The 13864-nt window shown below is 57.0% G+C and carries 7 protein-coding genes; all 7 read right to left on the reverse strand.

Annotated features, from left to right (window positions below; all coding sequences use genetic code 11):
• Nucleotides 1-126: 126 nt before the first annotated feature.
• Complete coding sequence (locus RDM37_RS03940) at nucleotides 127-2541, reverse strand: lamin tail domain-containing protein (RefSeq protein ID WP_308555184.1); 2415 nt, start codon at nucleotides 2539-2541, stop codon at nucleotides 127-129.
• A gap of 16 nt (nucleotides 2542-2557) precedes the next feature.
• On the reverse strand, nucleotides 2558-4672 hold the full coding sequence (locus RDM37_RS03945; protein WP_308555186.1) for a M3 family metallopeptidase: 2115 nt from the start codon (nucleotides 4670-4672) through the stop codon (nucleotides 2558-2560).
• 25 nt (nucleotides 4673-4697) lie between these two features.
• Nucleotides 4698-5954, reverse strand: a complete 1257-nt coding sequence (locus tag RDM37_RS03950) for a glycoside hydrolase family 57 protein (RefSeq protein WP_308555188.1) — start codon at nucleotides 5952-5954, stop codon at nucleotides 4698-4700.
• Nucleotides 5955-5984: 30 nt separating this feature from the next.
• Nucleotides 5985-7241: a glycosyltransferase family 4 protein gene (locus tag RDM37_RS03955; protein ID WP_308555190.1), complete on the reverse strand. Its 1257-nt coding sequence runs from the start codon at nucleotides 7239-7241 to the stop codon at nucleotides 5985-5987.
• A complete protein-coding gene (locus tag RDM37_RS03960) occupies nucleotides 7238-9244 on the reverse strand; it encodes a glycogen debranching enzyme N-terminal domain-containing protein (RefSeq protein ID WP_308555192.1) in 2007 nt (668 codons plus the stop codon). Before RDM37_RS03960 ends, RDM37_RS03955 begins: the two co-directional genes overlap by 4 nt.
• 318 nt (nucleotides 9245-9562) lie before the next feature.
• The gene (gene mutL, locus RDM37_RS03965; RefSeq protein WP_308555194.1) at nucleotides 9563-11503 is read right to left on the reverse strand and encodes a DNA mismatch repair endonuclease MutL; all 1941 of its coding nucleotides are present in this window, start codon (nucleotides 11501-11503) and stop codon (nucleotides 9563-9565) included.
• A gap of 208 nt (nucleotides 11504-11711) precedes the next feature.
• Nucleotides 11712-13838, reverse strand: coding sequence for an OstA-like protein (locus RDM37_RS03970; protein ID WP_308555196.1), 2127 nt, complete (start codon nucleotides 13836-13838; stop codon nucleotides 11712-11714).
• Between the last annotated feature and the right edge of the window lie 26 nt (nucleotides 13839-13864).

Genomic DNA, 13864 nt, shown 5'->3' on the forward strand with positions numbered 1-13864 from the left:
TTCAGTACGAAAATGGCTATTAGGCTGTTTTACCCACCATTTTGACCTATACGCCAAAAGTTCCAAGAGGGGAACCAGTTTTGGAACTCGTATCTGCTACGGAGACAGTACGATAGGAGGGCGTGTTTAGTTGACGATGATGCTGACGAGTGGGTAGGCGCGCTTGCGGTCGGGATGGCGTAGCTCCACGAGGAGGATGGCGCGTGTCGTGAGTGTCGCGGGCAAAAGCTCGGCGAGGCTCTGCCGCTCTACGATGGCTCGGCAGAGGGTCTCGGTGCTGGCGTGGTCATACTGCGCTAGCCGATAGCCCGCCACAGCGTATAGCGTGGCTGTGCAGCGGGTCTCACCGTCTGAGATCTCTTGGAGCACCAGTCGGGCGAGCTGTGGTAGCGACAGGCGCGTGCGTCGCTTCGGTAGATCGAGACTTTCGTCAGAGGTGGCGGTGCGTCCGTAGACACTGTTTTGCCGCCCCGGCGTGCCGTAGTTAGCCCACGCCTCAGCAGCTGTCCAGTTGCTCAAGTCTTGAGACTGCTTGTCTGGTATGATGCGCTCCTGAGCTACGCCTTTGACCTTTTGCAGAGCCTTGGGGAAGGTCTTGATGTCGTAGTAAACCTCCTCGACGATGCTGTCGTTTGCCAAGTGCACGAGCCGTATCGCGCACTCGCTATCCGGTAGCTGAGGCATCTTGGGGAAGAGGAGCAAGCTGTCGGGCTTGGCGTAGTAGAGACGCTCGAGCGGATGCGTGCTGGGTGTGAGCGCGAGGTAGCCCCGTGGGGGGATGCCGCCCGTGGGGTGGGGCGGGAGCGGATAGACCTTGGAGGGGTGCCCAGAGCGCACGATGACCAGTCCGAGGTGGTCCGTATTGACCATGGTATCGTTGGGGTTGTAGAGCTCGATGTACTCGGAGCCGTCGACCGTAGGACGCGCCATGATCTCGGTGATGTAGAGCGGTAGGGGAGCTGCGCGGTGGGTCGTGTCACTGGGCGAACCGCCTGCAGGCTGTATGCTATTGCGCTGCCCTGGGGTAGCGAAGTGCGCCTGCGGGGTGGCTGCGCCCCAAAACTCTTGGCTCTTGTCGCCCGTGGGGGAGAAGTATCGCTCGAGGGCTACGCCACGCTGATTGCGTCGCTGACCGAGGAGACCCGGGTCGTAGCGAAAGGTTTCCACAACCGTTGAGTCGGCATGACGAAGCAGCTCGATGGTGAAGCCTTTGTTGGCAAGCTGTGGCAGCGTCTTGCTCTGAGTCAGACTATCGCGTGGTGCTTCATAGAAGACGGTGATGCCCTCTACCGAAGTGGTGAAGGCGTGATACCCGCCCGCTGGGATCGGGCAGGAGCGACTGCTCAGCGGATACCAGGTGGACACCTTGCCCCGTCGCCACACCCCGACCGAGTAACCACTGGCATCGAGCGTTTGACCGGTGGGGTTGTGCAACTCGATATACTCAGAGGCACCCGAGAGCGGGTTGGCCATAAACTCGCTGAAGGTGAGTGCCAAGCTATCTGGACGAGGCTGCGGCTGGTCATACTCGACGGCTATCCTGTAGATCGCATTCTCGACACGCTTGGCACTGGCGGTCCGTACCCCGCGGAAGGAGAGCGCATATTCACCCTCTGGGATTGACGCCTCACTCCTTATATAGATGCTTTTGCCCTCGGTAGAGGTGGCGAGCTTGCCCCACGAGGGAGCCACTGCGATGATCGCCTCCGAGAGGTCGGCCGGCTCGGCGCAGAGCATCTCGACCGTGTGCGGATCTTTCTGACGAAACTCTTGGTAAAACTGGCTCGCTGGTATCACATTGCGCTCACGAGTCAACTCCTCAGGAGAGACTAGTGTGGGGTAAACGTCGAGAAACTCCAGCGAACTGTGCTGCGCCCGAGTCTTGCTATACTCGCAAGCGAAGAGGAATGTGGTACTCTTGTAGTTGCTAGGCGCAGCGGGCGTGCTGCCTGCACTGCCCACATACTTGTAGAGGTCGGTCGCACGGTGTCGCACCCACATCGACCAGTGCGCCGTAGCTGTCGGGTCATACTGGATGACAAAGTCAACGACTCCGCCATCTTCGCGGATCTCGTCAAAGTAAGGGTACTCGATTAGCTTTTGAAACGAGATTTGCTTGATGCGTCCATTACTTTCTAAAGCGACATTGCTCTCTGCCAGGAAGAGAGCCTGTTTGTTGTCCATCTTGAGCACCACATAGTTGAAGGTGCCGTCAGCTAGAGCCTCGTAGCAGTAGAGGAGGAGCTTCACATTGTTGCCCTTGGTCGGGGTGTAGTCGAGTTGCACCTTGCCCTGCCAGGTCATCTGCTTGCTGAGGGGCACTTTTGCCTTGATGTAGGCGTAGTTGGTCGTGCTACTAGGCTTGCTGTCGTTGAGTTGTAGCCCTCTGATGGGATCGCAGCGAAACTTGTCGAGCGTCCCCCGCCATACGGAGGGCGAGAGCGAGACGCTATCGGCAAAGTGCGCCTGCCACTGCCCCACGACAGACCAACTGCTGAGCAATCCTAAGATGAGTGCAAACCAGATCCAGCGAAGGCGCATAGCTTCTCTTCTTTAGCTAGTTAGCTGGTGTAATGCCGTCACGCTTGAGCATTGCGGTGAGTGTGGGTTTGCGTCCTCGGAAGCGTACATAGAGCTCCATCGGGTCTAGCTCGTCACCCCGCTCTAAGATCTGATGCCGGAAGTCGGTAGCAACGGTCGGAGAGAAGATCCCCTCCTCGCTAAATCGCTCGAAAGCGTCCGTGGCAAGCATCTCGCTCCACTTGTATCCGTAGTAACCAGCGGCGTAGCCTCCCGCGAAGATGTGACTGAAGGCGGTGGCGACGATATGCTTCGGGTGCTGCGGGTCACGCTCCCTGTCGCGCAGGGTGGTGCCTCGGAGGGTCTCCCGCTCGTAGGTGTAGAGGTCGTCGGGTAGGCTTTCGCCCTCGGCCAAAGTGTGGTAAGCCATATCCAGCTTGCCAAAGATCACCTGTCGGATGGTGCTGTAACCGACGGGGTATTGAGTCGCCTGGATTGCTTTGTTGAGGAGCTTAGCGGGGAGCGGTTCGCCCGTCTGGTAGTGCTTAGAGAGCAGCTCGGTGACCACCTCGGGCTGGAGAAGATAGTTTTCCATAAACTGGCTCGGGAGCTCCACAAAGTCACGCTCTACATTGGTTCCCGACATAGAGCTGTAGCGTGTCTGTGTGAGCAAGCCGTGGAGCGAGTGACCGAACTCGTGAAGGAGCGTGTGTACCTCCGAGAGGGTGAGCATAGCCTCCTTGCCAGCCGTCGGCGGGGTGAAGTTCATCACGAGGAGGATATGCGGGCGCTGCGTGGGCGTCCACTCCCGTAGGTTGTTCATCCAGGCACCGCTGCGCTTGCCCTTGCGGGGGAAGAAGTCGAGGTAGAGCAGTCCGAGATGCGACCCGTCGCTGTCTAGCACTTGGTAGGGACGCACGTCGGGATGATAGACGGCGACCTCCTCAGCGGGTGCGAAAGTGATGCCGTAGAGTCGTGTGGCAATGGCGAAGACGCCCGAGATAACCTGCGAGAGCGGGAAGTAGGGACGTAGCTCCTCCTCCTTGACCCCAAAGGTCTGCTCGCTGTGCCGCTCCATATAATAAGAGAGGTCCCACGACTCTAGCTCGAAGCCCGCCTCACGATCCAGCTCGTCCAGTTCATCAAGCGCGGTCTGTCGGTAATACTTGGTCAGGTCGTCGAGGAGCTGATCTACCTGCTCAGGGCTGTTGCACATGCGATGCTTGAGGCGGTAGGTCGCATAGTTGGGATGTCCGAGTAGTCGTGCCAGATTGCCACGGAGTGTCGCTATCTGACGAACGATCTGCCGATTGTTTTGCTCGTTGTCACGATTGCCCACGCTGCCCCGTCCTAAGTACATCTTGTAGCGTAGCTCTCTGTCGGCACAGTGCTTCATGATGGCACCCACATGCGGAGCCGAGAGGTCAAAGAGATAGCCCTCGCCATGCGCTTCGGAGGCAGTGCGTGCTTTCTCTCGAGCATCGTCTAGGATCTGCTGAGGCAAGCCACGTAGGCGGTCGCTTTCGTCAGCAGGCACAAAGAGCGTCCAGGACTCCTCGTCGCAAAGTTTGTTTTGCGCAAATCGTGTGGTCAACTGACTGAGCTGCTCATTGATCTCTCTAAAACGCTCCCGCTCGGCACCAACGAGCAGAGCACCATTGTCCGCAAAGCCCTCGTAGCTCTCGGTCAGGAGGCGCAGGTCAATCTCGTCCAGGTGCAGCTCCTCGCGCTGGTCATAGACGGAGCGAATGCGGGCGAAGAGCGCCTCGTTGAGCAGCGTATCCGTCGACAGCTTGCTGAGCCAATCGGAGAAGGTCTCCGAGAGCTGCATCATCTCGGGACACGAGTAGGCGGAGAGCAGATTGTAAAAGGCTGCTGTGACCGCCTCCAGAGCCTCGCCACTCTCCTCGAAGCGACGAATCGTATTGTCAAAGGTGGCTGGCTCACGCTGTGCCGTGATTGCATCGATCTCCGCACGATGCAGCGTGATCGCCTCCTGCATAGCCGTGCGGAAGGTCTCCATCGTCTGCTCTATGGCAGTGGCGGAGGAGAGGTCGAAGAACTGATCAAAGGGGAAGCTCCCGTAGGGAGTTTCGGGAGCGGTAAAGAGTTCGCTTAGCAGTGCTGTCGCCTGAGGCGTGGTTGCGGTCATATATAAGGAGTTGGGTAGGGTTGGTTTACTTAGCCAACTGATCTTCCAGCTGAGCTATCTTTTTGTTTTGGTTTTCGATGGTCTGCAGGAGCGCGCTGAGCTCCTCATTACCCATAGAGGTGGGGTACTCGGCAGAGACGCGGAGGAGGAAGTCGCTCAGGACGTTCATATAGTTGGTAAAAGCGGCGTAAGGCGTTTCGTAGGGCGAGAATGCGCCTGGACCGCCCAACTTAGTGGTCATATAGAAGAGGTGATCGGAGCCCTGCAAGTTGATCCAGTCCTCCAGTAGTCGCTGGTCTCGTGAGAGACGGATGCGCTCGCCCCACTCCTCGAGCTTCTGTATGACACATTGCTGTAGCTCATTGCCCGTCCATAGCGAAGTGTCTCGCTCCTCGCCCATACGGCTCACCGGATAGGTCGCTTGTATTGTGTCTTGCGGGGTGCAGTGCGTGGCAATCTCTTGAGGCGTGGTAAAGGTGAAGCCCCGCTTAGAACCCTGCTCGGGAAGAGCTCGGAAGAACTCAAAGATGCCAGTCTCACGGCTCCAGACCGATCCGAGTGTCTCTAGAGGCAGAGAGACCAAAGCATAGTCGCCCTGCTCAGCCTCCAGCGTCGCAAAGAAGCGCTCCGTCGTGTAGGGGTAGAGCGGACTGTCGTACCGTGCGAAGTCGTGGGCGATCGCATCGGAGAGCTCTGCGTGACGCATCAGGAGAGCCATGCCCTCGGTCGTTGCGTTGTACAGGTAGTTAGGACTCTTCCACGCTAGGAGGTGCTTGGCGCCCTCGGTGACGATCGCTTTGTACCCTTGGCTATGAGCCACCTGTGCGATGCGGTCGCTGTAGATCAGCTCAGGATTGGAGAGCGTCATGGGAGAGACCCCAAGGAGCGAACTGATACGGGTGCGGTACATGCGCAATTGGTTCGCATACTCCTCCTCATCGTACAGCCCGCAGAGCCCGTGCGAGATCGGCTCGCCGAGTATCTCGATGTGCCCGCTCTTAACCAGTCGCTTGAGTAGCTGGATCATGTCCGGCGTGTGCAGCTCCATCTGTGTGAGCACCGAGCCTGAGAGCGTGAGGGCAACTCTAAAGTCGGGATGCGCCTCGATCAATTGCTCGATCAGTTCGAGGGCTGGTCTATAGGAGCGGTCTACCACTTGACGCAGTATCTCCTCATTGGCAAAGTCGTCGTAATAGTAGTGGTCGCTACCGATATTGAAGAATGGGTAGTTCTTGAGCCTAAACGGTTGGTGTAGGTAGAAGTGAAGTATAATCTGTATCATAGGAAGGTGGAGAAGTCGTTTGTCAAAGTATTATACAAGTCGGTCGTAGATAGCTCTGAGGCGCAGTCCAGCTTTGCTCCAGACGATGTTGTTGACCTCCTCGAGACCCTTTTGCTTGAGATGCTCGTGGAGGGTCGGATAGGAGACGAGGGCGTGCATAGCGTCGGCCATAGCGTCCACGTCCCAGTAGTCGGTCTTGATCGCGTAGCGCAGGATCTCGGCGCAGCCACTCTGCTTGGAGATAATGCTCGGCACGCCACACTGCATAGCCTCTAGCGGCGAGATGCCAAAAGGCTCCGACACCGAGGGCATCACGTAGACGTCGCTCGAGCGCAGCATCTCATACACCTGCTGCCCTCGCAGGAAGCCCGTAAAGTGAAAGCGGTCGGCTATACGCTTGCGAGCCACGAGGTCAATCATCTTGTCCATCATATCGCCATTGCCCGCCATCACAAAGCGGATGCCGTCGGTATGCTGTAGCACCTTGTGGGCCGCCTCGACGAAGTACTCAGGTCCCTTTTGCATGGTGATGCGCCCCAGGAAGGTAATCACCTTGTCGCCCGTATGCTGCTTATTGGGCAAAGCTAATAGCTCAGGACTAAGTGGCTCGACAGCGTTGTGGACGGTAAAGACCTTGTCGGGGCTCTGACCATACTTGTCGATGACGGTTCGTCGGGTCAGGTTGCTCACACAGACGATAGCGTCTGCGTAGTCCATCCCTTGCCGCTCGATCGCATAGACCTGTGGATTGACATTGCCACGACTGCGGTCGAAGTCGGTCGCATGCACATGGATTACCAGTGGCCGCCCCGTCACCATCTTCGTATGAATCCCCGCTGGGTAGGTGAGCCAGTCATGCGAGTGAATGATGTCGCACGGCACCGTCCGCGCTATGACGCCCGCCACGATCGAGTAATTGTTGATCTCCTCCAGCAGGTTGTCCGGGTAAGCTCCGCTAAACTCCAGACAGCCCAAGTCGTTGGGGCAGCGATAGCGAAAGTCATCGTAAATGTGCTCTCTCGCAGCTTGGTAGTAGGTCACCTCCGCCTCATTGTGTAGCCGTGAGCGCAGGTACTCGGTACTATGATCATGGTAAACGATCGGCGTGCGGTCAGCGCCAACCAGCGTAATGTGCGAAGTATCCTCATCGCCATACAGCTTAGGCACGACAAAGGTTATATCCATATCGCTCTGCTCGGCCATACCATTGGTCAAGCCGTAGCTAGCCGTGCCTAGCCCTCCCGAAATGTGTGGGGGAAACTCCCACCCGTACATCAATACTCTCATCTTGTAGGACGCTCTTCGTTGCTGGTTGTATAGTATAGGTAGTTAGCCAGAGGGGTCTCCTCACTATTGTATCGCTCCAGGGTCACCAAGGCGCGCAAGACCTCCGCACAGCTCATCGCAAAGGAGATACCTCCGTGACTATCGTAGGGCGGGTTGCCGTCGTACAGCTCGCTCAGTGTCGAGATACCGTGATGCTGTAACTCATCCTGTATATCTCCTAGTAGGCGCGCCAGGTGGGTCACACCGCTACGACCATTGATCTTCAGATAAGCATCCGTGTAGGCACCCAGTAGCCACGGCCACGCGGAGCCATTATAGTAAGCATGCTCCCGCTGCTCCTGAAGTCCGCTGCACTGCTCCACATAGCCCTCACTGCGGGGACTCAGCGAGCGAATACCCTTTGGCGTGAGTAGCTCAGAGGTTACAATCCCTAGCACTTGTCGCTGCTTAGCACGGCTCAGCGAGCAGAACGGTAGCGAGATAGCTATCAGCATATCGGGACGGACAGCCCGCTCACGATACCCCTCCTTGGTCACGTAGTCATATAGGTAGCCATAGGGATTGACAAAAGTCTGCTCGAAAGCAGGTCCCAAGCGTTCGATCACGCTCGCCAGCTCCTCGGGAAAGCTCTCTGCGCCACGAGCCTCACGGTAGAAGCAGAGCGCATTGTACCACAAGCCGTTGACCTCCACCAGATAGCCCCGTCGTGGCACGACCGCTTGACCCGCTATTGTTGAGTCCATCCAGGTGACTGGAGGCGTGCCACTGCCCTCGGCATAGAGCAGCCCGTTTGGCTCGATGCGCAGTATCGGGTGGCGGTCGCTCAGGTAGTATTCGATGATGCGCCCCACGAAGTCTAGGTAGAAGGTGCGGTGGCTGTCGTCTGGATACTCAGCGAGGAAGAGCTGTATAGCCCGTATCGCCCAGAGCCCCACGTCGGGGTCGCGCACCCCCTCCATATCTAGCGGGAGAGCGATCTGCTTGATGAAGTTGATGCTGCTCCGTATGAAGGTGCTCATCACATTGTGAAAGCGCTCTGGGTGGTCACTGTAGATCGAGCACCCAGGCAAAGCGACCATTTCATCCCTCGCCCGCACCCCATACCATGGGAAGCCCGCTAGGATGTAGTGTCGATTGGATTCTGGTTTATAGTAAAACTGGCTACAAGCATTGCGCAGACAGCTCCGCAGATCCACCCGTGCCTTGCGGTGCGCCACCTCCGAGTCAAAGAGCGCAGGCAACGTGGTCACATCTACCTCCTCTAGCTGAGCGGTGAAGTAAACCGACTCGCCATTGCGTAGCTCCATCTCGAAGTAACCTGGCGAATAAAGGTCTTCGCAGCTTTCGTACCCTCGTATCTGCTCCTTAGGATAGTGCAAGTTCTTGATCCAGTAGCCCTCATCGACCCAATGCGAGGGGGCATCCACCTGCATATACAGGTCCGGATAACCCTCATAGAGACAGGTGCGCACACCCGTTGTGCCGACGGGGTGGACGGTCGTGTCGGCGGTCTCGTTCTCATGCGATAGGAGGATCACATCTCTAAAGGCGACCACCGGGCGCAGCCGCAGCGTGGTCTCGCTGTGGCTGTCGAGGAGCGTGAACTTGATAATGACCTGATTCTTGTAGTGGCAGAAGATCGACTCCCGCTGCAGGACCACCCCGCCCACGCGGTATATCGTGCGGGGCATCTTGTCTATGTTGTACTCTCGTATGTACTTGTGCCCATTGGGATAGACCGTGCCATCGCCGTAGAGATGCACCCCAAGGTTAAACTCCGCCCCATGCTGTATCACCGTCGCGTCTAGCGACGAGAGTAGGATGTGGTTGTGCTGGCTCAGGTGAAGCAGCGGCACCACGAGGAGACCGTGATACTTGCGCGTGTTACACCCCACGAGGGTCGTACAGTTGAAGGCACCCCCACGGTTAGAGCGTATATGCTCCAGCTGTAGCGAGCGGTCTAGGTTAGAAAGTGTCGTGCGGTCAAACTTGAGATAACTCATAGATAGTAAATTACTTGGGAGTCATGATGCGATCGCTCCTCGATGCGCGCCAGAGACAAGCGTAGTGTGGCGAGGTGACGAGCGGTCTTGAGGATAGTCCTCTCTGCGTTGCTAAGATACGAATTAACCGCTGAACGGAGGTTAATTTCCCGCTAAACGAACAGTTTCCTCCGAAGAAACTAGAGTTTCCTCCGAAGAAACTGGAGTTTCCTAGGTATGAAACTAGAGTTTCACCCAAGTGCTACTGATAGTTGGCTCAAAAAAAAGACTAGGGGACGAGTCCCCTAGTCAGGCAGATAGAGTAAGAGTTTGTGAGGATTAGAACCACTTGTCGATCTCCTCGGAGGTGAGCGAGACCATGATGGAGCGTCCGAGCGGGTCGAACTGCGAATTGGGCGTCAGGAAGAGGTCGGAGATGATCTGACTGGGCTGGGCAGCACGCGCGTGGAGTGTGTGGCGCACCAGTTCGCTGGCTTGGCGCAGGGCTTCGCCGGAGAGGAAGAGTTGCGCGAGCTGCATCGCCTGAGAGAGCTCTGTATCGCTCTCTTCACGCTCCAGCTGATCGAGGTATTCGCCGAGCGTCTGGGTGATCATATCGGCAACTCCGATGGGGCGGAGCGGCTTGGGGACAGAAGTTATGAGGTAGACGTTTTCGTCTGTATCTGCGGAGGCTTCTTCTTGCGGGGTGATCTCAAAGCCGATCTGTCGTAGGCTCTCGACCAACTCGTGATGCATCGGGTAGAGATCGCTGGGTAGCGACAGCTCCTCGGCAAAGAGTAGCGGCTGTGCCTGATCGGGTTCGAGCGTGAGGGTGGCTATCTGCTGCTCGTAGTAGATGCGTAGCAGCGCGCGATCGATCTGTATGACTGCAAGACGGTCGCTCATCGTGGTGAAGAGGTAGCGCTCCTGAAAGGTGTAAACCAGGTTGGTGCTATTGGCAGCTGGCTGAGCGGGGCTGGCGGAGACCGCAAAGAGTGGATCTGTCGCCGAGGGGGTTGCCCCTGTGGGTTGGCTTGCGGGAAGCGTTGACTCGCCTCGTCGCTGCTGGAAGTCGTCGATAAAGTTTTCCCAATGAGCGGGCGAGCCGCTACTCAGCGGGGAGAGTGGGTCGAGGGGATTCTGGTCGTCCGTTGGGACCGCCTTAAAGGGATTGTACTCAGGGTCTATCTGCACGGGCGGTGGCTGGAGCGTACTGCTACTCTGTCGTGTGGCATCGTAGGCCGGTATGTCGATGAGCTGGTCGGTGCTAAAGGTGATGGCGGGCATAGCACTGGTGGTGCTGAGGTGCTCGCGTAGCACTACCATGAGGAGCTTGAAGATAGCCTGCTCGTCGAGGAACTTGATCTCCGTCTTGGTCGGATGTATATTGACATCGATGCGACTGGGGTCTAACTGAAAGTAGATGAAGTAGTTGGGCTGGCTACCTGGCGCGACGAGATCCTCAAAGACGTTCATGACCGCACGGTGGAAGTAGGGGTGCTTCATGTAGCGTCCATTGACAAAGAAGAACTGCTGGGCACCTCTGCGCTTAGCATCACGAGGCAGGGTGATGAAGCCCGAGACGTTGGCTAGGGGACCCTGGTACTCGATCGGGATGAGCTGCTTGGAGTAGCTCTTGCCTAGGAGGTCTACAATGCGGTGCTGCAGATCGCTCTTGGGGAGGTTGCGTATGAGCTTGCCCTCGGAGTAGAGGGTGAAGGCGATCTCGGGGTAGACCAGAGCGATGCGCTCGAACTGGCGGTAGATGTGTCGCAGCTCCGTCTCGGAGCCTTTGAGGAAGCGTCGACGTGCGGGGACGTTGTAAAAGAGATTCTTCACCGTCATAGAGGTGCCTACCTCGGCAACGGTGGGGGAGGAGCTGATGACCTCGGAGCCGTTGATCAGGAGCTTGTAACCTATGTCGCTGTCGGCCTGTCGTGTGATCAGCTCGATCTGAGCTACTGCCACGATGGAGGCAAGCGCCTCGCCACGAAAGCCCATGGAGCGGAGCGTGAAGAGGTCGTCGACGGAGGATATCTTGCTGGTAGCGTGCCGCTCGAAGGCCATACGAGCATCTAGCGGACTCATGCCGACGCCGTCGTCGATGACGCGCATGAGCTCTTTGCCCGCATCTTGTAGCTCGATGGTTATCTGCGTGGCATGGGCATCGATGGCGTTTTCGACCAGCTCTTTGAGCATAGAGGCTGGTCGCTGGATCACTTCACCAGCGGCTATCTGATTGGCAATGCTGTCGGGGAGAAGGTGGATGATTTCGCTCATAGGAAGGAGAAGAGGGGACCCTGTCTATAGTATAGTACCCAGACGATGAAACCTAAGAGGATGAGCGTCAGGATGCAGCGCAGGATGATGCCCGAGCGGGCGTAGTTGTCTATGCCTCGGTCTCGCTGCTTCTTGAGATGACGTGTGCCTCCGTAGAGACTCTCCGAGAGACTCTCACGAAACGCTTCGCCAGATCCGTAGTCAGCCTCTACTTGCTTGTCGTGGGCTTTGTTGGCGTCGTCGCTACTTCCTGCTGTGTCGGAGCCTTCGGCAGCTTCGAGCTCTCGTCTGATCTGCTCGATGCGTCGCTGGAGCTGCTCCTTCTTGGGGTCCCAATAGATGGGCTTGTGGTTGAAGCTGCGCGGTTGTCGTGGTCTATATATGAGTCCCATGAGTATAGAGGTAAAAGGTGTATGTAGCTCTGGAGCGAGTCTGCGGGAGACTGTACGGAGCTGCTGTCGCTCTCTAGTGGGCGACGTATGTAGATGGAGAGTGGCGTCTCAGCTACGGCAGTCGTGTCGGAGGCTGCCGCTGGCTTAGATTCTGCAGGCTTGGGCTTCTCGATGGCTTGCTGGTACTCCTTGTAAAAGGCTTGCCAGGCGGCTAGTCCGTCGAAGCCTTGGCTCATCTTGCTGTTTTGACCTTGCAGTGTAGCGAGCGAGTCGGTAGACTCTAGCTGTGCTGTGCGGTCGGGGATGACATCTTCGGGCGTGAGCGGACGCTTGTCGCCATGCCACTCGGCACCGCTCATCTGACGCAGCTCATCGGTGAGGTCTTGGATCGGGTGGATCGTCCCCTCAGCCTTGCCATGCCAGAGGATGTGGTCGAGCTTGTCATCGGCAATGTAAACGTCCATTTGCGGGTTTCGCACCTGAGCAAGAGCGTAGTAATGCTTCGCTTTCTCCTGCTGCAGGTAGTAGCGTGACTCCACGTTGGAGCGATAGAAGGCATGGTCGAGCGTGCCTTCGCGAAAGTAAGCTTGGATCGTATCGGCCTTGACACGGTCCTGCTTGACCGAATCAATCCAGCGCACGGTCGAGGCGTTGGGCCAAGCGAAGGCGTGGTCGATCGTATCGTTGGCAAGGTGAGCATAGATGGTGTCACCCTTGAGCTGTGTCGAGTCGTTCCACAAGATAGGACTGCCAAAGAGCTTGATGAGCGAGTCGACGGAGAAGTAGTGTATGGAGTCACCGATGGCCTGTATATCCTTGCGGTAGAGGCGCACATCGTGGTACCCCTTGGTGTACTTGACCTCTAGCGAGTCGGTGGTGCCTGGGGCCGGAGGTAGATTGCGCTTGATGCCCTCCATGATCTGGGCAGACATATATAGAGTGTCCTCCTCGGAGTAGTCCATGACGTAGGCTCGTCCTGTGGCGTAGGTATAGCCATTGGCCTCATCGAGATAGCCGTAGTCACCGAAGTAGGTTACCTTGTCCTCTTGGTTGTCGATCACCACATCGTAGAAGGCCTGGCAGATCTGTCTCTTCTTGTCGTAGAGTATCGAGTCGCCCGTCATGGTGCCATCGGGATGCGTGACGAGCGAGCGATCGAGGAGGATGCTCTGCTCGGTGTCTGTATTGTAAAAGCCACGGTCGGTCTCGATCGTGACCGAGTCTTTGGTCTCTATGAGGGTGGGGCTGACAATACGACAGATCGAGGTCTTCGTATTGTAGTGCAGTATGTCGGTGTCGAGGGTAAAGCGGTCGTTCTCTAGGTGCACATCGTTCTGAAAGAGTGCCTCGTCGGAGCTGGTGTTGTACTCACCGTAGATAGAGGTGAGCGTATTGACCGAGTCGGCCAGGGTGCCGAAGTTGTCGTAGTAACCGACCTTTTGGTTGCGATCGTAGAAGAGCCTTTCGGTGAAGAGTGTCGTCACATTCTTCGTCAATATCACATTGTCGTGGAGCTCTGCCATGGCGGTCATACCGTCGTACAGCATCTCTCCAGCGGTTATCGAGATCGAGTCTCCCTCTAGGATCTGCACATGACCGAAGGCGTCAAAGGAATTGGTCGTCTCGTTGAGATTGGCACTGTCGCAGGTCATGATCCAGCTGCCATGCCTGAGACGCACATTGCCCGTAAGGATGACAATGTCTGGGTGTATCTCCTGATCGTGTCTGAGTACATCGGCATGGTCGAGGATGATGAGCCGCTTGCCGCCCACCATCTCAGGGGGTGGTGCTGGAGCGTCTGTAACATGAGTGGCGGGGTGTAGCATCGCCGTACCGCCCCATAGTGGTAGTCCCACAAAAAGCACCAGAGCGACCGCTAGTAACCCGCTGAGGGTGAGTAGTAGTCGCTGTGTAGCGGTCACTTGGTGAGACTGAAAGGACATGAGACTCTATAGTCTAATGGGTAGAG

The sequence above is a fragment of the uncultured Porphyromonas sp. genome (genome assembly GCF_902489635.1).
GTDB lineage: Bacteria > Bacteroidota > Bacteroidia > Bacteroidales > Porphyromonadaceae > Porphyromonas.